Source organism: Halomonas sp. H10-59, assembly GCF_040070555.1.
In the GTDB taxonomy this organism is placed as follows: Bacteria; Pseudomonadota; Gammaproteobacteria; order Pseudomonadales; family Halomonadaceae; genus Halomonas; species Halomonas litopenaei.
This window is the reverse complement of the sequence record NZ_CP098828.1, coordinates 3,433,506-3,455,046: the sequence shown is the minus strand read 5'-3', so window position 1 is coordinate 3,455,046 and position 21,541 is coordinate 3,433,506. Positions and strand designations below refer to the sequence as shown.

The following is a 21,541-nucleotide window of genomic DNA, read 5'->3' as shown; positions in this document are numbered from 1 at the left end:
TGCCGCCCTGGGGATAGGGCGAACGTTGCGTTTCAGGGCTTGGTCTCGACCAGTTCCATCGCTCGATGGCCGCGGGGCAGCTCGAAGCGCTGCACCAGCTGCAGCCGTTCTTCGCTGTCATACTCGAAGGCGTCCCACAGCATGCCGACGTGGGGCGCAGCCAGATCCAGGTGCTCGCAGGCCTGGCGAGACAACAGTTCTGTCGTGACACTGTGTCTGACGCTGGCGGTACGGATCCCGAAGCGCTCCCACAGCAGGCGGTGATAGGAAGCGCCATGCTGTACCTCGTCACTGTCGGGCAGTTCGACGGCGACCTCGGGACGCATGAAGAAGGCGCTGAAGGCCGGTGATGACCCGGTCACCCACACCAGACGGTCGACGCGCATCACTTCCTCGCAGTCGAAGCCGGTAAGCAGGGCGCCGTATTGCGAGGTCGTGACCCGCTGGACCCCGACGACCCGGGTGTAGGGCATCATCAGCTCGCCGGTGGCCGGATCATGGAAGCGATAGACGTGGACCTCAGGCACCTGATGACGAGCATCGGTGATAAAACTGCCGAGCTTGCGTCGACGCACGATCAGGCCCTTTTCCACCAGCTGACCCAGCGCCTTCTGCACGGTAGAAAGACCCACCGGTAGGGCGTCGCAGATCTCGGTTTCCTTCGGCAGCTGATCCCCCGGACGGTAGTCTCCGGCGTGAATGCAGGCACTCAACGCCTCGGCCAGGCGCAGGTACTTGGTGCGCCTGGTGCCGGTGGACTGCCATTGAGTCACCAGCGGCGCAAGGGGCAGGGTGGTGGTCGTCTTTTGCATTCAACTAAGATAGATATGGTCTATTTCTATTGTCAACTACGTAGTTAATGGGCGACGATGGTGAAAAGATGATCAACCGTACAAGGACAACACCATGACCGAGACGTGGGCGGTGGCCAGTGGACATCCGATCGCCACCAGGGCGGCGGAGCGAGTGCTGCGCCAGGGCGGCAATGCGGTGGATGCCGGCGTCGCCGCTGGCCTGGCGCTCGGCGTGGTCCAGCCTGACCTGGTCTCCATCGCCGGGGTCGCCCCGATTATCATGTTCGATGCCGAAACCGGCGAGGTCACCAGCCAGGACGGTGTCGGCGGCTGGCCGGCGGCGGCGGATGTCGAGGCGATGCACCGCGACCATGGTGATCATGTGCCAGAGGGCATCCTGAGAACGGTGATCCCGGCGGCGCCGGCAAGCTGGATCAAGGCGCTGGCGGACAAGGGCACCATGGGTTTTGGCGAGGTCGCCCAGGATGCCCTGGCCGCCGCCCGGGATGGCTTCGAGGTCTACCCACTGTTTGCCGACTTTGTCACCTCTCGGGTCGAGAAGTACGCGCGTTTCGCCTCTACGGCTGAAGTCTTTCTGCCGGGGGGCAAGCCACCGCAGGTGGGCGAGCGGTTTGTCCAGCGCGACCTGGCCTGGACACTCGAGCAGATGATCGAGGCCGAGGCTGCGTCGCCCGGTGGACGTCTGGCGGGGCTGGCGGCAGCCCGGGCGGCCTTCTATGAAGGGCCGATCGCCGAGCGCATCGTCGCCTTCCACGCCGCCAACGGCGGCCTTTTGACGGCGCACGATCTGGCGAATTATCAGGTGCGTGACGAGGCCACCCACGCGGTGCGCTTTCGTGGTCTTGACGTGCACTGCTGCGGTGCCTGGTGCCAGGGGATCTCCATGGCACAGACGCTGGCGATGATCGAGGCGGCGGGCAGGTCGGCCAGCGTGAAAACGCAGGGCGGGCAGGAACGCCTGGACCTGCACTTCGTGCTTGAGGTGCTAAAGCGTGTCTTCGCTGACCGCGAGGCCTACGTCACCGACCCCGACTATATGGCGATCGCCCCTGAGGCGCTGCTCGAGCCGAACTTTATCAAGGCGCGGCTGGCAACGATTGGCGAGTGCTCGGATCCCTTGCCGGCGCCGGCTGTCGCCGGAGGCCGCAGTGGCGAGCCGGCGGTCTATCGCGTGGGCTGCGCTGATACCTCCCATGTCAGCGTCATCGATGCCGACGGCAATATCTTCTCGGCAACACCCAGTGATCCCAGCTACGACACCGTGGTGATCCCCGGCACGGGACTGTCGGTGTCTTCGCGCGGATCCCAGTCGCGCTCGATCCCCGGCCACCTCAACGCTCTGGCCCCGGGCAAGCGGCCACGCCTTACTCCCAATCCGATCCTCGCGCTCAAGGACGGCAAGCCCTGGCTTGCCATGGGCACCCCCGGCGGGGACGTTCAGGTGCAGGCGATGATCCAGGTGCTGCTCAATATGCGCGACCTGGGCCTGTCTGCCGAACAGGCGGTACGGGCGCCCCGGGTGGCCACCTACGCCTTTCCCGGCAGCTTCGCCCCCCACGACGTACATCCCAACCAGGTACTGTACGAGCAGGATCTTCCGGTCGAGCAGGTCGAGCAACTTGCCGCCCGCGGGCATAAGCTCGAGGCCTGGCCAGCACTGACCTGGAAGGCCGGTGGCATCTGCCTGGCGCTGCGTAATGATGAAAACAGGGACGATAACAGGGGCGACAAAGACGGCTGCGTCGCCGTGGCCGACCCGCGTCGCGCGGGCAACTCGGCGATCGGGGTCCGTGCCGCCAAACCGGGAGAGACGTCATGAACCCAGGTCTTGCCGATATCCTGGTCGCCATCATCGATCCGGCCACACCGTTCGACAGGGCGCTCGAGCGCTGCGCCGAGGCGATTCCCAACGGACTCTATACTGCCATGCGCTTTCACCGGGACAGCATGGAGGTCGAGCGAATCCACTCCACCCTACCTGACGTCTACCCGGTAAGCGGTCGCAAGCCCAAGCGCGACACCGAATGGGGCGGCAAGGTGCTGCTCGACCGACGGGTGAACCTTGGTTACGGCGAGGAGGACATCGTCTGGGCCTTCGGTGACCATCGAACCATCCTTGGTCTCGGCCTCAAGGCCGTGCTCAACGTACCCATCGTACGTGGAGAAAATGTTCTGGGGACTCTCAACTTTCTGCGTGATGGCCCCGGCTTCACTGAGCAGGAGGCCGCCACCGGACAGCTACTGGCGGCGGCCATCGCGATTCGGGAGTGGGCGGGCAGTCAGGCATTTGCACCGACTCACCGATAAGACAAAGCCCCTCGTTTGAGGGGCTTTGGTCTCTCTGTGCCTGGGTCTCGGGCCTTAGTGGGCCAGCATTTCATCGACGATACCCTGGCCATCCAGTTCGGAGGGGTAGTAGGTCGGCCAGTTGGTGACTTCTTCAAGCAGGGCCGCACGGTCGTCACCCCAGTACAGGTGGTAGTGATCGGCCTCGGTCGGGTAGATGGCATGGTCGCTGAACTGGATGTAGTTCGGCAAGCTGTCGTCTTCACCCTGGTATTCGAAGATGTAACGAACGCCACGGTTGCCGGCCTTGTAGGTCAGGACTTCGTAGCCGTCGGAGGCGTATTCGCCGGAGAGAACCTGACCATCTTCGTGGAAGGAGACGGTAGAGCCATCGATGACGATACGGTCGACGTCGGTCTCGTAGCCGATCTCGTAGTACGCCTTGTATTCCTCGGCGGTCTTGTCATCGCTCTGTTCGGCCTTGTGGGCGAACACTTCGTCGAGGGTGCCGTCCAGCAGGTAGGGGTAGACGGACTGCCAGTCGCCTTCCCAGTCGGACAGCGGCCGATCCTTGATCTGGTCGTCGTCGAAATAGCCGGCGTAGATGTCCTTGGCGTGATCATGCTCATGATCATGATGGTCGTGATCGTGATCGTGATCGTGGTCGTGATCGTGCGCTTCGCTGGCCGCGGAATCGCTTTGTGCGAGGGCCAGGGGGGCGGTCGCCAGTGTCAGGGCGCTGATTGCGGCGACGGCCATGCGGCGGGTCAGAATCGGGTCCATCGTCTTGCTCCTTGGGATGATCGGTGGGGCGTTGTGGCCTCCCAGGGGAGGCCTTGGAAAGAACAGGGCTTTCATCACTCGGCCTCGGCGGCGCAGCGGGTGACGCCGTCGGCCAGTTGGCGCAGCAATGCGGGATAGAGCTCGGTACCAAGCGGCAGGTCGACGCCCAGTGGGTCGATGACCAGCGACGTCTCGACCCCGGTGCCTGCGAAGACGCTGTCCACCAGCGCCGGGTTGAACTGGGGCTCTCGGAAGACGCACTGCACGCCGAGATCGGCGACACGCTGCTGGATCTCTCGGATACGCGCAGGGCTCGGGTCCGAGGCATCCCCCAGGGAGATCGCCCCGGCCGCCGGCACATCGAAGCGGCGCTCGAAGTACTGGTAGGCATCGTGGAAGACGATGAAGCGAGTACCCTGGGCCTGCTGGAGGCGGGTCTCCAGTTCATCGATCAGGTCGTCGAGCTTGCTGCGGGCTTCCTCTGCGTTGTGTCGATAGATGTCGGCGTTGTCGGGATCGAGTTCGGCCAGTGAGGTGGCGATGGCATCGAGCCAGGCCTGGGCGTTGACCGGGTCCAGCCAGCCGTGGGGGTCCCAGCCTGAATGGTCGTGATGGTCGTGGCCGGCATGCTGCTCGTGCTCGTGGCCGTCATGCGCGTCGTGCTCGTGCTCGTGGCCGTCATGCTCTTCGTGGTGCCCGTGGCCCTCATGCTCCTCGTGCTCATCATGATCGTGGGCCTCGAAGGTCGCGCCCTGTCGATAGGTAAGGCGCTGCGTGCCGGCGCTTTCCATCAACTCCACCTGCTGCGCATCCGCCGCCAGTGACTGGCGTGCCTTGGCAAGCCAGGGCGTCAATCCATCGCTGACCCAGAACACCACGTCGGCCTGTGCCAGTGCTTCCGCCTCGGAAGGACGCATGGCGTAGCCGTGGGGAGAGGCCCCAGGCTGGATCACCAGTTGCGGCGTCCCCAGGTCTCCCATCACGCGCTCCACTAGGCTGTGGACCGGCGGAATATCCACGGCCACCGAGGGGACCTCTGCGGCAGCCATCGCAGGAAGCAGCAGGCAAGGGAGGAGAAGGGGGCGTAGCGAGGTGTGCATCGTCATCGATCTCTTGGAGCGTTCTCGGAGCGGGTGATTGTGGCATGTTTTGTTATGATATAACATTGTTTTCGGAATCGAGAAAGGCTCTGGAGAATGTTCATGCCGCTATTGTCGATCGATGATCTGCGGGTCGTCCTGGGAGGGCAGACCATCCTCGAGGGCATAGACCTCAAGCTCGAATGCGGCGAAATCGTCACCTTGGTCGGCCCCAACGGGTCGGGCAAATCGACGCTTTTGCGTACCATCATCGGTGCGCTGACGCCCGCTGGCGGACGTTTGGTGCGAAGGCCCGGGCTTACCATCGGCTATGTACCGCAGCGGCTGGCCATCGGTCCGACCCTGCCGATGACGGTCACGCGCTTTCTCAACCTGCCTCGTCGACGTTCCCGCGAAGCCGTGCAGCAGGCCCTGGCGCAGGCCGGCGTGCCTCAGCTGGGCTCGCAACAGTTGCTGTCGTTGTCAGGCGGCCAGCGACAGCGCGTTCTGCTGGCGCGAGCCCTGCTGGAGAAGCCCGACCTGTTGCTGCTCGATGAGGCAACCCAGGGCCTCGACCACCGGGGTACGGCGGATTTCTATCGCCAGATCGAGCGGGTGAGGCGCGAAACGGGCTGCGCGATCCTGATGGTCAGCCATGAGCTGCATGTGGTGATGCGCACCTCGGACCGGGTGATCTGCCTCGATCGCCACGTCTGCTGCCAGGGCACGCCCGAACGAGTGCTGGCGTCCCCGGCCTATCAGGCGCTGTTTGGCCCCGATACCGCTGACGCGCTCGCCTTCTACCGCCACGAACATCTGCGCGAAAAAGACGCCGCTAGCCCGGCCTTGGCGCAGGTGGGCGCTGCCCGCTCCTTGGGGGTCTCAGCCTGATGCTCGATGACTTCATGCTGCGTGCGGCGCTCGCCGGAATCGGTGTGGCCTTGGCCGCCGCCCCGCTGGGCTGTTTTGTGGTGTGGCGCCGCATGGCCTACTTCGGCGATGCCACCGCGCACGCCGCCATCCTTGGTGTGGCACTGTCGCTGTTGCTGTCGACCTCGATCTTCGCCGGAGTGCTGGTGGTGTCGTTGCTGATGGCGATCCTGGTCTCACTGCTCAGCGGGCGCGGCTATGCCATGGATACCTTGCTCGGGGTCATGGCTCATTCGGCGCTGGCCTTCGGGCTGGTGGCTGTGTCCTTAGTGTCCGGGGTGCGTATCGACCTGATGGCATATCTGTTCGGTGACATTCTGGCGGTCGGCAAGGGGGATCTGGTGTTGATCGCCGGCGGCGCCTTGCTGGTCATGGTGCTGGTGGGGTGGCGCTGGTCGTCACTGTTGACGGCGACCCTGGACGCGGATCTGGCGCGGGCCAATGGCATCCATCCCGGGCGCGAGCAGCTGGTGCTGACACTGTCCCTGGCGGTGGTCGTGGCGGTGGCGCTCAAGGTGGTGGGGGTACTGTTGATCGCTGCACTGCTGATCATTCCCGCCGCCGCCGCCAGACCCTTCTGCCGTACCCCGGAAGCCATGGTGCTGGTGGCAGCGGTGATCGGTGCCGCGTCTACTAGCGGCGGTCTTCAGGCGGCCTATTGGCTCGACACGCCCACCGGTCCGACCATCGTCAGCCTCGCCGCTGTGGTGTTTGTCCTGTGCAGCCTGGTGGATCTCGGCAGGCGACGGCTCGCAAGAATGTCTTCCAGCGATATCTCGTCCTGAACGGGTAACCCATGCGTTGCTGCTTTGGGCGCAGAGAGGAAGGGGGGCGACCACCCGCGTGTCCTCGTCGCGCGTCCCGAGGGCGATGAGAGGTGGCTAGAATCGGGGCGAGGACGCTGGAAAGCTTACGAATCCGTCAGCAGAGCGCCTTGGTGCATAGGGATGGTGCGCTGCACCACAAAGAAGTGAGCGAATCGGCACACATCTGACTCATGTACATGAATTATTTGTTATGGAGTTGATTGATAAGGAAAACCGCTTTTGTGGCACCGGTTATGCCTGAGTAAAGGTCACATGATCTTGGATACTGGCCTTGCTCAGGAGGTAACGAATGAATGCCCCGGTGTCGCACGCACTACCCTTGGAACAGCCGCAGGCGATAGCTCCGCCGCGCCCGAGTGTCATCTCGCTGGAGGGGGTAAGGAAGACCTTTTCCAGTCCAGGCAATGACAGCGTCGAGGTGATAAGAGACATCACACTCGATATCAAACAGGAAGAGTTTGTCAGCATCGTCGGGCCCAGCGGGTGTGGCAAGAGCACGATGTTCAACATCATCTCCAGCCTGCTGGAACCCACGGATGGAAAGATCACGCTGCGCGGGAGCGATCCAGTCTGTGGGGCGCGGATCGGCTACATGCTGCAGCGTGACCTGCTCTTTCCCTGGCGTACCATCATCGACAACGTCTGCCTCGGGCTTGAAGTCAAAGGCGTATCCAAGGCGAAGCGCTATGAAATGGCCAGGGAGCAACTGGCGCGCTATGGCCTGGCCGATTTCGCCGATCAGTATCCCAATACGCTGTCGGGAGGTATGCGTCAGCGGGTGGCACTGATACGCACCCTGATCACCGAACCCGATCTGATTCTGCTCGATGAGCCGTTCTCCGCGCTCGACTATCAAACCCGCCTGGTGCTTGAGGAAGAGATCGTGTCGATCCTCAAGGAGCACCGCAAGACGGTGGTGCTGATCACCCACGACATCGGCGAAGCCATCGCCATGTCGGATCGTGTCGCCGTCATGACCAAGCGACCGACCTCGGTCAAGAAGGTCTACGACGTGGGCCTGTCCAGGGAGCTGGGGTCCTGCCTCAAGGCGCGCAGCGACGTCCGCTATCAACAGCTGTTCGACCGCATCTGGGATGACCTGGATATCCAGGTAGCCGGAGGTGCGGCATGAGTGAGGCCCAGGTCTACACCCATACGATCCAGTCGGGCAGCAACAGGGAAAACTGCGAGGCGCCCGGTCGCTCGATCCTGCTGACGGACAACCTCTGGCGTGGCGCGGGCATCGCGCTGGTGGTGGTGCTGTGGCAGATGGGCGTCAATCTCGGCTGGATCAATCCGTTCTTGATGGGCTCGCCGGCAGGCATCGCGGAAGAGGCCTGGCGCCTGTTGCAGTCGGGTCAGCTTTTGGATGACACCCTGGCCACGGTCTCTGCCACCATCGCGGGCTTTCTTCTCGGCAGCGTGCTCGGCTCGGTGTGTGGCCTGCTGTTGTGGTTCTCGCGTACCACGGCAAGGATCATCGATCCCTTCATGGTGGCCTTGAACGGTCTGCCGAAGATCGCCCTGGCACCGATGATCATCATCTGGTTCGGCTCGGGCATGTTTTCCAAGATCATGCTGGCCTTCGTCGCGACCTTCGTGGTGGCGTTGCTGTCGGCCTACCAGGGTACCCATCAGATCGATCGCAACATGATCAACCTGATGAGGTCGCTGGGTGGCACCCGCCGCGAGATCTTTACCAAGGTGGTCGCCCCGGCAACCCTCCCCTGGATCATCTCGGCCTTCCGTCTGAACATCGGCTTTGCGTTGATCGCCGAAATCGGTGGTGAATTCATCTCATCCGATCGCGGGCTGGGCAGAATGATCTTCGTGGCGGGCAACCTGTTCAACCTGAATGTGGTCTGGGTAGGCGTGATCGTCCTGATGATGGTGGCTATCGCACTTTACGTGGTGGTATCGAAGGTGGAGAAGCGTCTGTTGCCGTGGGAGAACAAGTAGAAATTTCCGTCGCAGAACGCTGTGTCAGGTGGTGAGTGTAACAAGCAATAGACGTGGCAAAAGGAAAGAGTGGCAAGAGTGGAAGGTGTGGAAAGTGCAGAAGATGTAGTGAAGGTAGTAAGCGTAGTGAGTATTGAAGGTGTAGTGAAAGTAGTGAGTGCAGTGAGTGCAGTCCCGAAGCTGAAAATATAACGACAAGGAACAGAACCATCATGAATTCATTTGCGTGCTCCAAGAAAATTGTCGTCGGTCTCGGCCTCCTGGCCAGCGTGTCTTCGTTCCAGGCTCAGGCCGAAGACATGGATACCATCTTGATCAACGAGGCGTTTCACTCGCTGCTCTACCTGCCGGTCTACGTGGCCAAGCACGAAGGGCTGTTCAACGAGTACAACATCGAGGTCCCGGTGGTACGTTCGGCGGGCTCTGGACCGGCGGCTCTGGCCTCGGTGCTGGCCGGCGAATCGCAGTTCTCCGTGCATGGACCAGAGCATGTCGGCTTTGCCCAGGAACAGGGGGGCAGCGGCAAGGCCATCAGCGCGGTGGCCAACAGCGCCCCTGTCTGGGTGCTGGCGAGCCCCGATCTCGACTACAGTTCGCCTGCTGATCTGGCCGGCAAGGAAGTCGTCGTGGGGCTGGCGCCTGGTACGTCGAATACCTTGATCAAGCGGCTGATCGAAGACGCCGGGCTCGACGGCGAGGTGTCCATCACCGAGGTGCAGAATGGCTCGGAGCTGGGGCCGGTGCTGTCCGGGCGTGGCGACATCGCCGTGGCGTACCAGCCTCAGGTTGAGCAGGGTATTTCCCAGGGGCTGGAGGTAATCCACGCCTTCACCGATGACTATCCCGAGTACGCGTTTTCGACCATCAACACCTCCCAGGAGATGATCGATGACAATCCGGACCTGGTACTGCGCTTCGTCAATGCCATCAATGACTCCCTGGCGCTGATCCATTCCGACGCCGATGCTGCCAAGGCGGTGGCGCGTGAGGAGTTCGGCGATCTGTCCGGTGAGGTCGTCGACGCGGCGGTGCAGCGCATGATCGACAACAACGTCTATCCCGAAAGCGTGACGATTACCGAAGACGCCTTTACCAACGCCATCGAGATGCAGCAGTTCGTCGGCAACATCCAGGGCGAGATGTACTACGAAGATATCGTCGATGACTCCTTCGCCGCCAAGGTCGTGAACTAAGGCGCGTTCCCGGGTCGCTCGTCGACCACCGTAACAGGGCGTCGAGTACGCCATAAGCGAGAAGGTGGGTGGAGGATGACCTCCGCCCATCTTCGATGCTGGAGGAAAAGTGAATGCTAGCGGCACTGTTGTTCTTCAGCGCGGTCGGTGGACTGGCGGGGCTGGTCGCGGGGCTGTTTGGCATCGGGGGCGGCATCATCATCGTGCCGGCACTGTCACTGGCCCTGGCCCACCAGGGCGTGGAGGCGGACCTGGTGATGCACCTGGCGATCGGTACCTCGCTGGCCATCATCGTGGTGACCGGCGCCTCCTCGGCCTTCAGCCACTGGAGAAAGGGGGCGGTGTCACTGGATCTGCTGACGCGCATGCTGCCCGGGTTGATGTGTGGTGCGGTACTCGGGGGGCTGGTGGCCGAGCAGCTGGACGCACAGCAGCTCGAGCGCTACTTCGGTGTATTCATGCTGTTGCTGGCGCTTCACATGTTGCTTTCCAGGGGTGTCAGTGAAGCCGACAGTGGCGCCGGTCGTCCGGCCATGTTCGCTGCGGGCACCGCCATCGGTACCTTTTCGGCGCTGTTCGGTGTCGGCGGTGGTGTGCTCAGCGTGCCCTGGCTTGCCCGAAACGGCGCTGGGGTCACCCACGCTGTCGGCACGTCGGCGGCGTGTGGCCTGCCGATCGCCGCCGCCGGTGCCATCACCTTCCTGTTTACCGGGCTTGGACATTCCGGCCTGCCGAGCGGTAGCTCCGGCTACCTTTACTGGCCGGCCTTCTTCGGCGTCGCCCTGTTCAGTGTGCCGGCGGCCCGGCTGGGCGCGAAGCTCGCCCACTTTCTTCCCCCCCACCGGCTGCGCCAGTTGTTTGCCGCGGTGATGCTGGTGGTGGGGCTCAAGTTGATCCTCTGACGTCACAACAACGCTTTCAACAATCCTCGAGGATGATCCATATGCAATCAGGTCCTGACACCATTGGCGCCTTTCGTAACAGGCTCGACCAGTCCGACGCCGAGGCGCTGGACTGGTGGCACGAGTGCACGGCAACAATCGAACACAGCGAGGCCTCGGTAGGGGCCTGGGAGGCGCTCGCCGAGTCGCCGCCGGCGCTGGATCCGGCGCTGGCGGATCGCCCCCTGTACGGTGTGCCGGTGGGCATCAAGGACATCATCGATACGGTGGACCTGCCGACAGCCTGGGGAACCGGCGGCTACCTGCGTTCTGCCGGCGCGCTGGTCGATGCGTCCCTGGTCACCCTGCTCAAGCAGCAGGGCGCGCTGATCATGGGCAAGACGGTATCGACGGAATTCGCCTATTTCACCCCGGGCAAGACCCGCAATCCCCACGACGAAGCGCGTACGCCGGGCGGCTCATCCAGCGGGTCCGCCGCCGCCGTGGCGGCGGGCATGGTGCCCATCGCCTTCGGTACGCAGACCGCCGGCAGCATGATTCGTCCGGCCAGCTATTGCGGCGTCTATGGTTTCAAGCCGACGTTCAATACGCTGAGCACCGCAGGCGTCAGGGGCTTCGCCCCATCGCTGGATACCCTCGGCTGGTTTGCGCGCAGCATCGGTGACATCTGTACGGTATTCACCAGTCTGACCGGCGCGGCCGAGATCGCCCCGCAGCAAAGCCTTGCCGGCGTTCGCATCGGCTCTGTCAGCCTGCCGGCGAGCGAGCCACTGGCGCCCGACGTGCAGAAGGTGATTGCCGAGGCCGAAGCGCTGGCGAAAGAGGCTGGTGCCGAGATCGTGCCGCTGGCGCTCGGTGACGACTTTGAACAACTGGTCGAACATCAGCGGGTGGTCATGGCCTACGAGTCCGCGGGCACCCTGGCCAGTGAGTACGACCGCTTCGGAGACCAGATGGGCCCCAAGCTGGTCGAGTTGATCGAAGAAGGGCGCAACATTAGCTGGATGCGCTACTGCGAGGCGATGCGGGCAGTTGCCAGTGCCCGGCAATCGCTGACGCAGATCTTCGACACCCGGGTCGATGCGATCCTGGCGGCCAGCGCCACGGGCGAGGCGCCGTTGGGGCTGGAGGCCACAGGCGATCCACTCTACTGCCGTGCCTGGACCCTGTTGGGGGTGCCCTGTCTCAACCTGCCGATCGGGCAGGGCAGCAATGGCATGCCCATCGGTGTGCAGTTGATCGCCGATCGCTGGGCCGATGAGCACCTGCTTTCCCTGGCATCCGGTCTGGTTGGCGGGCTCAAGCCCGTGGCCGTTGCCGAACGGGAGCCAGCGCTGTCGGCTTGATGCCTGGTGTCGCTCGCACTTGAGCCATCGCTCGTCTGCCTGTACGCAAGCGCTTCGGGCACCTAGCGTGGTCGGCCCCTGTGTGGCCGGCCACGCCGGCGCTTGTCCCGGGCCGGCGCAGTGTGCATGGGGCTCGATGTCGGGACGAGCCTACGGCTGCCGGGCCCCTCAGGACGTACAGATCCACAGTATCCGCGCCGGCTCGTCGCCGACCGATATCACTGCGTGGCCCATCTGGCTGTCGAAGGACATGCTGTCGGCGACCTTGAGCCGGGTCGGCTCGTAGTGCTCCGTCCATACCTCCACTTCACCCTGCTGCACCACGATCTGCTCATGTCCGGCGTGGCGCTGCAACTCGCCAAACTCCTCGATACTGGTGTTGAGCACCGTCGTGGAAAACACCAGAAAGTCCTTGGCCACCATGTCGTTGCACAGAAGCTCGAAGCGATAGTTGGGCGTCTCGACCACCGGCCCCTGGCCCGCCCGGGTCAGGGTGCGCCAGCCGCTCAGGGCGCTGCGTTCGTTGTGATAGAAGAGTTCGCTGACATCGACCTCCAGGGCGGCGGCCAGCTTGACGATCACGTCGTAGGTCGGGGATAGCCGGCCGTTCTCGATACGCGAGATGCTGGCGGCGGAACTGCCCGAGGCCTCGGCCATCTGGGCGATGGTCAGGCCCCTATCGCTTCTGAGTGCCTTCAGGTTGGTGCCGATGGAACCTGCCTTGCGCGGACGCTCCCTGACGCGTGGGGGCGGGGTGACGGTGTCGCTCATGCTGGCCTCCGACGCCTTCGTCTCGAATTTTTCAAGAAAAAGCGTTGATTGTTGGTCTTTTTTTATAGTTTTGACTGAATATTGCGTATATGCAATCCTCATTCACGAACGCGACAATAGCAAGGTGTGTGCGTGTGAGCGGGTGCTCCGGCGTGATCCCGGGGTTGCCAAAGCGCTTGCCAGCACGGTCATTGCGCTCCTAGGGCTTGTCTGAAAAGTGCCTGCGCTCGGTAATACGGCGTTAAAAATCGGATCAAAATGCTCATTTACACCCCGTAAACTGCGCTTTCTCACCGATTTTTGCCTTGTCTAACCTTCGCTCGTCGACTTTTCGGACAGCGCCTAATTTCCACAAGAAAATCCAATAGGGATAATAATGTACAAACTGAATCGACTGGCGGGCGGTGTCGCCCTGGCGGCCGCGCTGGCGGGTGCCTCGCTGAGTGCAAGTGCAGAGGAAATGAACTGGAAGATGGCCACACCCTGGGGCGGCGGTCCCTGGCTTGAGCGCGATGCCCAGACCTTCGCCGACTATGTCGACCAGCTGACGGCCGGCGACATCGCCATCGAGGTGTTCCCCGGTGGCACCCTGGGGGGCGCGCTGCGGGTCACCAATACGGTCAAGGCCGGGGTGGCCGAGGTCAGCCACAACTATGTCAACTACGACTACGGCACCGATCCCACCGCGGCGCTGCTGGCCGGGCATTCCAGCGGCCTGACGCCGGAAGAGTTCATGATGTGGATGTACGAGGGCGGCGGCGTGGAGCTGTATGAAGAGTTCCGCCGTGACGTCTTCGATGTGGTGGCCTTCCCCTGTTCGATTCTGGGCACCGAGATCTTCCTGCACTCCAACAAGAAGGTCGAGACGCTGGAGGACTTCCAGGGTCTGCGCCTGCGCACCTCCGGCGCCTGGGCCGAGATCGCCTCCCAGCTGGGTGCGTCCACCGTGGTCATGGCGGGCAGCGAGATCTACAACGCCCTGGACCGTGGCGTGATCGACGCCGCCGAGTGGGGCAGCCCCGAGATGAACAAGCCCACCGGCTTCCAGGACGTGGCGCAGTACGTGATCCTGCCTGGCGTGCACCAGTCGGGTGGCTTCCTCGAGTGCCAGGTCAACCAGGACGCCTGGGATGCGCTGAGCGGCGAACAGCAGGAGCTGCTGCGTCTGGCCGGCAAGCTCAGCGTGTTCGACTCCTGGCTCGCGAGCTCCTACGCCGACCTCGAGGCCTATCAGGAGCTGGTCGACGGCCCCAACGAGATCGTCCAGCTGGATCAGTCGTTCATCGACGCCATCTATGAAGAAACGCGCAAGTGGGAAGACGAGAACGCCGAGAGCAACGAGTGGTTTGCCCGGGTGCTCGAGTCCCAGCGTGAGTTCAAGGCCAGCATGACCAACTGGCAGCAGTATCGCCTGCCGATCGGTGCCATGGGTCGCGACTGACCACACGCCTTGCGGCCCGGCCAGACAGCAAGAGCTAACCCCCTTGCTGCCTGGTCGGGCCGCTGTCTTTACCACCACCTGTGGGCAAACGAGATGAAGCTTATTCACGCTATCGAGCGGCTGACCCGCCTGGCGGGAGGGCTGGGCGCCATGCTGACCTTTCCGCTGATCGCGGCCCTGGTCTATGAGGTGTTCAGCCGCTACGTGCTGGGCCGCCCGACCCTGTGGGCCTTCGAGGTCAGCTACATGGTCATGGGTGCCATCTTCATGCTGGGCATGGCCAACGCCCTGCGCCTGGGCCAGCACGTCAGCGTCGATCTGCTGACGTTGCGCTGGTCGGATCGCACCAACGCAGCGGTGCGCCTGGTCGGCTACCTGCTGTTTCTGCCGGTGCTGGGCTGGCTGGTGTGGGAGCTGGGGCAGTATGCGCTGGAGGCCTTCGCCTCGAATGAACGCTCCGGCCGCTCGGCCTGGAACCCGGTGATCTGGCCCGTATTTCTGACCTGGTGGGCCGGCTTCGTGCTGCTGGCGCTGCAGGTCGTGGCCGAGATCCTCAAGGCGGTTCATATCATGCAAGGGCGCACGCCCGAACAGGGGGGCGCGGCATGAGCGACTATCTTGCGCTGGTGATGTTCCCGGCTTTGATCGGTTTCATCATCGCCGGCTTTCCGATCGCATTTTCGATGATTCTGGTGGCGACGCTGTTCGGCATCATGCAGTTCGGTGACGCTGCCGCCTATCAGTTGCTGACCAAGATCGAGGACACCGCCTCCAATTCGATCCTGGCGGCGGTGCCGCTGTTCATCTTCATGGGCGCCATGCTCGAGCGCTCCGGTATCGCCGAGCGGCTGTTCACGGCGATCCACTTCTGGACCCGTCGGCTGCCGGGGGGACTGGGCGTCGGCGCGGTGGTCATGGGGACCTTGTTCGCCGCAGCCAGTGGCGTGGTCGGTGCCACCGAGGCGGTGATCGGGCTCTTGGCCATCCCGGTCATGCTCAAGCATCAGTACAGCAAGTCGCTGATGTCCGGCACCATCTGTGCCAGCGGCTCGCTGGGGACGGCGATCCCGCCGTCTATCACGGTGGTGGTGCTGGGCCCGGTAGCCAGCGTCTCGGTGGGGTCGCTGTTCAGCGGCCTGATGTTCCCGGGCTTCCTGATGGCGCTGTTCTTCTTGCTCTACATCGTGCTGATCGCCTACTTGAAGCCGGAGATGGCGCCGCGCATGGCGCAGGATGATGCCGAGCGGGCGACCCTCGGCGAGAAGCTCAAGATGACCTTCGGTGCGCTGCTGCCGACCATGGCGCTGATCATGACGGTGCTCGGGACGATCTTGCTCGGCATCGCCACGCCGACCGAGGCGGCCGCCTGCGGTGCCCTGGGATCGGTGGTGCTGGCGCTGGCCTATCGCAACCTGACGCTGGACGTGCTGTGGAACTCGGCCAAGCGGACCTTGAATATCTCGGCGATGATTCTGCTGATCGTGCTGGGGGGCAACATGTTCGCCGGGGTGTTCTTCGCCGCCGGTGGCATGGCCACGGTGCAGTCGCTGTTGATGGACACCGGCATGAGCCCCTGGATGATCCTCGGCATGATCCTGCTGATCGCCTTCCTGGCCGGCTTCGTGCTCGACATGATCTCGGTGGTGCTGATCGTCATCCCGGTGGCCATGCCCATCGTGCGTGCACTCGGCTTCGACGAGATCTGGTTCTGCGTGGCCTTCCTGGTGGTGATGCAGACTAGCTATCTGACGCCGCCGCTGGCACCGTCGATCTTCTACCTCAGGGCGATCACACCGCCGGAGGTGACGCTCAAGCACATGTACATCGGGGTGGTGCCCTTTATCGTAGTACAGCTGGTAGTGCTGGCGCTGGTACTGAGTTTCCCGTCGCTGGCGCTGTGGCTACCCGAGCAGTTGAGCGGCCCCTCGTGGAAATGACCCCGGACACTGACAAAGGAGACGCCCCCATGAAGGACTCCGACACCACCGTCGACAACGGGGCCTACCTGACCCGCGAGGCGCTGATGTCGCTCAGTCGCCGCGTGCTGGAGCACCAAGGCTTCAGTGCCGAGCAGGCCAGGGCCCTCGGCGAGACCCTGGTGGCTGCGCAGATGGACGCTAGCCACTCACACGGGCTCTACCGTCTGCTGGGGATCGTCCAGACGCTGCGCCAGGGCGCGGCGGTCGCCGACGCCGTCCCGGAGGTAGAAGACGTGGCCGCCGGGGTGGTGCGGGTCGATGCCGGCGGTGGTTTTTCACCGCTGGCCTTCGAGCTGGGGCTGCCGCTGCTGGTGGACAAGGCCCGCGACGCCGGGGTCGCGCTGATGGCGATCAATCACTGCGTGCATTCCACCGCCTTGTGGGTCGAACTCGAGCGGCTGACGGAACAGGGCCTGGTGGCGATCGCCTGTAACCCCACCCAGGCCTACATGGCGCCCCACGGCGGCAGTCGTCCGCTGTTGGGCACCAACCCGCTGGCCTTTGGCTGGCCCAGGCCCGGGCGCGAGCCACTGGTGTTTGATTTTGCCACCAGCGCCATCGCCCGGGGCGATATCGAGCTGCATCGCCGCGAGGGCAAGCCGATCCCCGAGGGTTGGGGGGTCGATCGCGACGGGGCGCCCTGCACCGACCCCGAAGAAGTGCTGGATCACGGCGCCATGCTGCCGTTTGGTCAGCACAAGGGTTCGGCACTGGCGTTGATGGTCGAGCTGATCGCCGGCCCGATGATCGGTGACCTGCTGAGCGTCGAGTCAAGCGAGCACGACGCCGGTCGCGCAGGACTTCCGTACCACGGCGAACTGATCATCGCCATCGACCCGGCGCGCACCGCAGGCGCCACCAGCGAGGCGCACATGGACAGGGCCGAGCGGTTGTTCGACGAGCTGCTGGGCCAGGGCGCACGCTTGCCGGCCCAGCGTCGTTACCGAGAGCGGGCGCTGAGTGAATCCCGTGGCGCCTGGGTGCCCCAGGCGCTGCTCGATGATATCGAGGCGCTGCTGGCGTGAGGTGACGCGGGGCGCCTTAGCCGAAGGTGTCGCCACCCGACCGAAGGTACATGAGGCTTACACGAAGTCATTGCTGCGCCTCTAGGACGCGCCGTGATCATTTCCTACGCTGGGGTACGGTTGGGCAGCGACGCCCGACCGAGAGCTCATTTGTTCGAAGCGAGGGCATGTCATGGCAATGACAGGGACGTTATTGGTGATGCTGGCATCGCTGCAGTGGGGGCTCGCCGGCGGTTTCGGCAGCCTGCTGTTGCAGCGCGACTGGACGCCTGAGGCGGTGTCCTTCTGGCGGGCGCTGGTGGGGGTGGGTGTGATGCTCGTGTGGCTGGCGCTGTCCTGGTGGCGGCGCGGGCGACCGACGGTCAACCGCCGGATGGTGATGTGGGCGATGCTCGCCGGGTGCGGTATCGCCGCCAACTTCACTTTTTATTTCATCAGCATCAGCGAGAGCAGCGTGGCGGTGGCGGCGACCCTGATGTACAGCGCGCCGATCTTCGTGTTCGTGGTGTCCTTCCTCACCGGGGCCGAGCGTCCGTCACTGGTGCAGTGGCTGGCCATGGCGGTGGTGATGGGCGGTATCGTGCTGTTGACCGGCATCTACCGCGCCGACGCCGGCGTGGTGACGCCTTTCGGGATCGCCGCCGGTTTGCTGGCAGGCGTCGGTTACGCCTTCTTCATCTTCGGCTTTCGCTTTGCGGCATTGCATGGCTCGGCCACGGCGGCGCTGCCGATGGCGCTGGCCACCGCCGCCCTGTTGATCCTGCCGCTGGCGGATTTCTCGACGCTGGCCTCGGTGCCGGCGTCCGCTGACGTTTCGTTGTTTCTGCTGGTCGGTGTGCTGGGCGGCGCGCTGTCGTTCTTCTGCTACGTTGTCGGCGTGCGCTATACGCTGCCGACCATGGCCTCCATCGTCGCCATGGTCGAACCGGTTACCGCGACCTTGTTCGGGCTGTTCGTGCTGGACGAGAGCCTGACCCTGCCTCAGGTCGGGGGCATGCTGCTGATTCTCGGTGCGGTGACCGGCATCAGCCTGCTCAAGCACCGTGCGGCGACAGCCTCAGAGTAGGCAAGTCGCCTCGATAGCACAGACGTCGTCGGCGCCACGGTCGTCTCCGTCTGCCGACCTGGCAGAGACGATTCCTGCGAGGGGCGCTGCGGGCCTTGAGCCCGGCGCCCGGGCTACTCCAGTCCGATGTTCTTGGCCGGGAATTTCTCGAAGGTGGCGCGATGGGCGCCGGCTTCGGCCACCATGGACGCCTGCCAGGCGTTGCGTCGGTGGCCGACGGTCAGCTGTTCCTTGGGGTCGATGTAGAGATTGAACAGCCAAGGGGCCAGGGCGGTCCTTTCCACCGTGGCCATGTCGATCCAGCGCAGGCCATCGTCGGCGCGCACCACGGCGGTATGCATCTTGTACTCACGCATGCGCAGGGCGGTGAACTGGTTGCCCAGCCACATGTAGACCTGCTCGCGGTGGGACTGACCGTTCTCGGTAAGCAGGAAGGACGTCTGGTCGATGCCGTCGATGTAGCGGTCCTGAGGGATGCCGTCTTCGGCGCCGCCCAGGGTGGCGAAGGTATTGAACAGGTCCATCAGATCGAACAGGCCGTCGGAGCGCTGGCCGGGCGGGATCATGCCCTTCCAGTAGGCGATGCCCGGGACCCGCACGCCGCCTTCCCAGGTGGTGCCCTTGGCGCCACGGAAGGGGGTGTAGCCGCTGTCCGGCCAGCTATCCATCTGGGGCCCATTGTCCGAGGTGACGAAGATGAAGGTGTTCTCCAGCTCGCCGCTGTCATCCAGCGCCTGAACGATGTCACCGATATAGCTGTCGACCTCGACGACGGCGTCCTTGTAGGGATACTTCGATGGACTGGCGCCGAGAAACGCCTCCGATGGCCAGTTGTCGGCGTGCACCTTCATGAAGGCGTGGGTGATGAAAAAGGGCGCGTCCTGCTGCGACAGCCGCTGGATGCTGTCGACGGTGTAGTCCCTGAGTCGGGCGTCACCCTCGGCCATGTCCTCGATGGAGCTGACCTGGCTGACCACCTCGGTGGTGCCGTCGGCGAGGCCGTGGATCAGGTTGTCATCGGCCTTGATCCGGTCGTAGCGCTCAAGCTTGTCGTCATCCAGTACCAGGTCGGGATAGCGACGCTCATCGAAGCGCTGGGTGTATTCCTTCTGCGCCCGGTAGTAGCCGTAGAACTCGTCGAAGCCCACATCGTGGGGGCGCATGCCTTCTTCTTCCCCGATATGCCACTTGCCCACCAGCAGACTGTAGTAGCCCTGGTTCGACAGCAGCCTTGCAATGGACGTCTCGCCTTCCCATGGATTCACGCTGACGCTGTCGCCGGCAAGGATCGGGCGGATCAGGCCGGTGCGCACCGGCAGACGGCCGGTAAAGATGGCCGCACGTGTGGGCGTGCAGGTGTACTGCGAATAGGTCGACGTCAGCATCAGGCCTTCATCGGCCAGCCGGTCCATATGCGGGGTGGGCGCGCCGATGGCCTCACCGCCACCGAAGGCGCCGGGGTCACCGTAGCCCAGGTCATCGACGATAAACAGCAGGATATTAGGCTTCTGGCCCGCGCGGGCCTCGAAGTCCGCCAGTGCCTGGGCGGCCGCGGCCTGCTGCTGGGGGTGGGGAATGGCCGGTTGGCGATGGTCGTTTTCCGCCACCGCCCGGGACAGCGTGCTGGCCATGGCGATGGGGGCCTTGGCCGCCAACAGGCCTGCCGACAGGGCCACGGTCAGCATTGTCGCAGCGATGGAAGTCCTCATTTTCCACTCCATGTGTCGGGCCCAGGGAAAGAAGAGAGCCGCGGTGCCAGGGGAGACATGTGATCACTGAAGCAGGACGCTGTCTGGCGCCTGATGTCTTCCCGGTATCCGTCGGGTGGTGCCAGGATGTGCAGCATTGGCGTGTTGCTCGGGCGTGGTCGCAGTGTGGCGAGTGAGGTGGGAGGGCGCCATCCCCCGAAAGGCATAACGGCCTGGGCTCCATCGCCAGGCGGGTGCTTCCTGATCTTGCCCAACAAAAGTGGACACCGGTCTATGCGATCATTCGAGCTTCGAAGGCTGCTGGGCTGATCATCCCAATGGCGCTGTGGCGGCAGTGACAGCGGCGCAGACAGCGAACAAGCGCTGGCCCTGAGCGTCGCCGGTGCCGGCGACACCACCCTGGAGCGCATCGGCCAGGAGGCCGCGCTGCTGGTGGAGTAGGCAGTGGAGTAGAGAGTGGAGCAAGCGGTCGAATAGGCCGTGGAGCAAGTGGTGGATCACTCCAGCGAAAGTCCCCTTCGATCACCCGGCCCTTGGCCGGGTGATGTTTTTTGCATAGCGACGAGCCTCCCTTGAGTACGAGACGCCTCGGCTATCTCGCATCGCTACGAGCCATCCCAGCCCTCTCTCCCAGCCTCCTCCCAGCCCTCTCTCCCAGCGACAGGGCCGTGCACTGCATCCTGCAAGCGCAGCAGCTATCGGCTGTTCTTCGGGGGGATCTCGACCCACAACATCAGCACTTGAATTCGGCCAATCGGGGTTTTTATCAAAAGGTGATAATTTTTTGTTATGGCGTTATAGCGACGTGCGTAAAGGCCGGCGTGTACTCGCTTATGGAAAGATGGAAGCGTGGTTTTTGTTTTTTCAGTTGTCGAACTGACAAGGGAAGAAAATCGTGACGTAAAATCTAGAGTGTTTTGTGTGATTGTTCGCAGTCATCGTTTCCCGAGGCGTGGAATAAGCATGCAAAGTTGTGCTTAATCGATTGTGTAGTCGCTTGATGGCAGCGACCTTGGTATTTATTTATAAAGTAAAGTGTCGAATTATCAATCATTTAAAAATTTGTGAGTTTTTTATCACAAAGTGTGAATTGGTGGCTGAGGCGTTTTCTGACGCGCAATTATCTGTTTTATAAAAAAGAAATTTTTGATGTCGGAAAACAAGGAGGCTTCGAGTGATAATGATGTTCGTCAGTCCAGTGTCGAGAGCGAAAATCAGTGCCTAGGTTTAAGGCAGACGCAGGAATCACACCGTGCTTGTTGCCTTGTTTTCGTTGTTTGCCGCCACCAACCGGCGGCGAGGACACTCCCATGAATACCGACACTGAAAGAGCTAATGCCAGCGCCACTGCGCTGATGAATACCCGCGGCGTGGAGCCCGCTGTCCTTCTCTCTGTCACCGATGGCGGTGGGAGTTATAGCTTCAGGCTG

19 protein-coding genes are annotated in these 21,541 nt (G+C 63.2%); 14 read left to right on the top strand and 5 right to left on the bottom strand.

Annotated elements, in window-relative coordinates; translation table 11 throughout:
* Positions 1-32 precede the first annotated feature (32 nt).
* Entirely contained in the window at positions 33-812 is a 780-nt protein-coding gene (locus NFG57_RS15010) for a GntR family transcriptional regulator (protein ID WP_348814656.1), read from the bottom strand.
* 94 nt (positions 813-906) lie between these two features.
* Here NFG57_RS15010 and NFG57_RS15005 point away from each other — a divergent pair, with 94 nt between their 5' ends.
* Complete coding sequence (locus tag NFG57_RS15005; protein WP_348814655.1) at positions 907-2,634, top strand: gamma-glutamyltransferase; 1,728 nt, start codon at positions 907-909, stop codon at positions 2,632-2,634.
* Positions 2,631-3,122, top strand: a complete 492-nt coding sequence (locus tag NFG57_RS15000; RefSeq protein ID WP_348814654.1) for a GAF domain-containing protein — start codon at positions 2,631-2,633, stop codon at positions 3,120-3,122. The genes NFG57_RS15005 and NFG57_RS15000 overlap by 4 nt, the downstream gene beginning before the upstream one ends.
* 54 nt (positions 3,123-3,176) lie before the next feature.
* Here the strand turns inward: NFG57_RS15000 and NFG57_RS14995 are convergent, their stop codons facing one another.
* Positions 3,177-3,884, bottom strand: a complete 708-nt coding sequence (locus tag NFG57_RS14995; RefSeq protein ID WP_348814653.1) for a metal-binding protein ZinT — start codon at positions 3,882-3,884, stop codon at positions 3,177-3,179.
* Between the two features lie 74 nt (positions 3,885-3,958).
* Positions 3,959-4,933 (bottom strand): zinc ABC transporter substrate-binding protein, encoded by a 975-nt coding sequence (locus NFG57_RS14990; RefSeq protein ID WP_348816191.1) that lies wholly within the window; start codon positions 4,931-4,933, stop codon positions 3,959-3,961.
* A gap of 153 nt (positions 4,934-5,086) precedes the next feature.
* Between NFG57_RS14990 and NFG57_RS14985 the strand changes: the two genes are divergently transcribed.
* The 7 genes from NFG57_RS14985 to NFG57_RS14955 all read left to right on the top strand — a co-directional run bounded on the left by NFG57_RS14985 (position 5,087) and on the right by NFG57_RS14955 (position 12,120).
* Positions 5,087-5,854 carry a metal ABC transporter ATP-binding protein gene (locus NFG57_RS14985; RefSeq protein ID WP_348814652.1) on the top strand — a complete coding sequence of 256 codons (768 nt, stop codon included), beginning with the start codon at positions 5,087-5,089 and terminating at the stop codon, positions 5,852-5,854.
* The gene (locus NFG57_RS14980) at positions 5,854-6,678 is read left to right on the top strand and encodes a metal ABC transporter permease (protein ID WP_348814651.1); all 825 of its coding nucleotides are present in this window, start codon (positions 5,854-5,856) and stop codon (positions 6,676-6,678) included. The genes NFG57_RS14985 and NFG57_RS14980 overlap by 1 nt, the downstream gene beginning before the upstream one ends.
* Positions 6,679-7,009: 331 nt before the next feature.
* Positions 7,010-7,852, top strand: a complete 843-nt coding sequence (locus NFG57_RS14975; RefSeq protein WP_348814650.1) for an ABC transporter ATP-binding protein — start codon at positions 7,010-7,012, stop codon at positions 7,850-7,852.
* Positions 7,849-8,679, top strand: a complete 831-nt coding sequence (locus NFG57_RS14970) for an ABC transporter permease (RefSeq protein ID WP_348814649.1) — start codon at positions 7,849-7,851, stop codon at positions 8,677-8,679. The genes NFG57_RS14975 and NFG57_RS14970 overlap by 4 nt, the downstream gene beginning before the upstream one ends.
* 212 nt (positions 8,680-8,891) lie before the next feature.
* Positions 8,892-9,872, top strand: coding sequence for an ABC transporter substrate-binding protein (locus tag NFG57_RS14965; protein WP_348814648.1), 981 nt, complete (start codon positions 8,892-8,894; stop codon positions 9,870-9,872).
* Positions 9,873-9,985: 113 nt separating this feature from the next.
* Entirely contained in the window at positions 9,986-10,774 is a 789-nt protein-coding gene (locus NFG57_RS14960; RefSeq protein ID WP_348814647.1) for a sulfite exporter TauE/SafE family protein, read from the top strand.
* Positions 10,775-10,815: 41 nt separating this feature from the next.
* On the top strand, positions 10,816-12,120 hold the full coding sequence (locus NFG57_RS14955; RefSeq protein ID WP_348814646.1) for an amidase: 1,305 nt from the start codon (positions 10,816-10,818) through the stop codon (positions 12,118-12,120).
* A gap of 168 nt (positions 12,121-12,288) precedes the next feature.
* Here the strand turns inward: NFG57_RS14955 and NFG57_RS14950 are convergent, their stop codons facing one another.
* Entirely contained in the window at positions 12,289-12,891 is a 603-nt protein-coding gene (locus NFG57_RS14950; protein ID WP_052704543.1) for an XRE family transcriptional regulator, read from the bottom strand.
* A 376-nt stretch (positions 12,892-13,267) separates the two neighbouring features.
* Between NFG57_RS14950 and NFG57_RS14945 the strand changes: the two genes are divergently transcribed.
* The 5 genes from NFG57_RS14945 to NFG57_RS14925 all read left to right on the top strand — a co-directional run bounded on the left by NFG57_RS14945 (position 13,268) and on the right by NFG57_RS14925 (position 18,402).
* Entirely contained in the window at positions 13,268-14,332 is a 1,065-nt protein-coding gene (locus NFG57_RS14945; protein WP_348814645.1) for a C4-dicarboxylate ABC transporter substrate-binding protein, read from the top strand.
* Between the two features lie 93 nt (positions 14,333-14,425).
* Positions 14,426-14,941: a TRAP transporter small permease subunit gene (locus NFG57_RS14940; protein WP_108133679.1), complete on the top strand. Its 516-nt coding sequence runs from the start codon at positions 14,426-14,428 to the stop codon at positions 14,939-14,941.
* Positions 14,938-16,269, top strand: coding sequence for a TRAP transporter large permease subunit (locus tag NFG57_RS14935; RefSeq protein ID WP_045992516.1), 1,332 nt, complete (start codon positions 14,938-14,940; stop codon positions 16,267-16,269). Before NFG57_RS14940 ends, NFG57_RS14935 begins: the two co-directional genes overlap by 4 nt.
* A 29-nt stretch (positions 16,270-16,298) precedes the next feature.
* A complete protein-coding gene (locus NFG57_RS14930) occupies positions 16,299-17,336 on the top strand; it encodes an Ldh family oxidoreductase (RefSeq protein ID WP_261392058.1) in 1,038 nt (345 codons plus the stop codon).
* A gap of 172 nt (positions 17,337-17,508) precedes the next feature.
* Positions 17,509-18,402: a DMT family transporter gene (locus tag NFG57_RS14925; RefSeq protein WP_261392059.1), complete on the top strand. Its 894-nt coding sequence runs from the start codon at positions 17,509-17,511 to the stop codon at positions 18,400-18,402.
* Between the two features lie 113 nt (positions 18,403-18,515).
* Here the strand turns inward: NFG57_RS14925 and NFG57_RS14920 are convergent, their stop codons facing one another.
* Complete coding sequence (locus NFG57_RS14920; RefSeq protein WP_348814644.1) at positions 18,516-20,111, bottom strand: arylsulfatase; 1,596 nt, start codon at positions 20,109-20,111, stop codon at positions 18,516-18,518.
* Positions 20,112-21,541: the final 1,430 nt, after the last annotated feature.

What these genes read in the sequence shown, in the direction of transcription:
- NFG57_RS14925 (WP_261392059.1), top strand. Translation starts at nt 17,509, where the DNA reads ATGGCAATGACAGGGACGTTATTGGTGATGCTGGCATCGCTGCAGTGG.
- NFG57_RS14950 (WP_052704543.1), bottom strand. Translation starts at nt 12,891, where the DNA reads ATGAGCGACACCGTCACCCCGCCCCCACGCGTCAGGGAGCGTCCGCGC.
- NFG57_RS14975 (WP_348814650.1), top strand. Translation starts at nt 7,010, where the DNA reads ATGAATGCCCCGGTGTCGCACGCACTACCCTTGGAACAGCCGCAGGCG.
- NFG57_RS14995 (WP_348814653.1), bottom strand. Translation starts at nt 3,884, where the DNA reads ATGGACCCGATTCTGACCCGCCGCATGGCCGTCGCCGCAATCAGCGCC.
- NFG57_RS15000 (WP_348814654.1), top strand. Translation starts at nt 2,631, where the DNA reads ATGAACCCAGGTCTTGCCGATATCCTGGTCGCCATCATCGATCCGGCC.
- NFG57_RS14945 (WP_348814645.1), top strand. Translation starts at nt 13,268, where the DNA reads ATGTACAAACTGAATCGACTGGCGGGCGGTGTCGCCCTGGCGGCCGCG.
- NFG57_RS14980 (WP_348814651.1), top strand. Translation starts at nt 5,854, where the DNA reads ATGCTCGATGACTTCATGCTGCGTGCGGCGCTCGCCGGAATCGGTGTG.
- NFG57_RS14935 (WP_045992516.1), top strand. Translation starts at nt 14,938, where the DNA reads ATGAGCGACTATCTTGCGCTGGTGATGTTCCCGGCTTTGATCGGTTTC.
- NFG57_RS14965 (WP_348814648.1), top strand. Translation starts at nt 8,892, where the DNA reads ATGAATTCATTTGCGTGCTCCAAGAAAATTGTCGTCGGTCTCGGCCTC.
- NFG57_RS15005 (WP_348814655.1), top strand. Translation starts at nt 907, where the DNA reads ATGACCGAGACGTGGGCGGTGGCCAGTGGACATCCGATCGCCACCAGG.
- NFG57_RS14930 (WP_261392058.1), top strand. Translation starts at nt 16,299, where the DNA reads ATGAAGGACTCCGACACCACCGTCGACAACGGGGCCTACCTGACCCGC.
- NFG57_RS14990 (WP_348816191.1), bottom strand. Translation starts at nt 4,933, where the DNA reads ATGGCTGCCGCAGAGGTCCCCTCGGTGGCCGTGGATATTCCGCCGGTC.
- NFG57_RS14920 (WP_348814644.1), bottom strand. Translation starts at nt 20,111, where the DNA reads ATGAGGACTTCCATCGCTGCGACAATGCTGACCGTGGCCCTGTCGGCA.
- NFG57_RS14960 (WP_348814647.1), top strand. Translation starts at nt 9,986, where the DNA reads ATGCTAGCGGCACTGTTGTTCTTCAGCGCGGTCGGTGGACTGGCGGGG.
- NFG57_RS14970 (WP_348814649.1), top strand. Translation starts at nt 7,849, where the DNA reads ATGAGTGAGGCCCAGGTCTACACCCATACGATCCAGTCGGGCAGCAAC.
- NFG57_RS15010 (WP_348814656.1), bottom strand. Translation starts at nt 812, where the DNA reads ATGCAAAAGACGACCACCACCCTGCCCCTTGCGCCGCTGGTGACTCAA.
- NFG57_RS14940 (WP_108133679.1), top strand. Translation starts at nt 14,426, where the DNA reads ATGAAGCTTATTCACGCTATCGAGCGGCTGACCCGCCTGGCGGGAGGG.
- NFG57_RS14955 (WP_348814646.1), top strand. Translation starts at nt 10,816, where the DNA reads ATGCAATCAGGTCCTGACACCATTGGCGCCTTTCGTAACAGGCTCGAC.
- NFG57_RS14985 (WP_348814652.1), top strand. Translation starts at nt 5,087, where the DNA reads ATGCCGCTATTGTCGATCGATGATCTGCGGGTCGTCCTGGGAGGGCAG.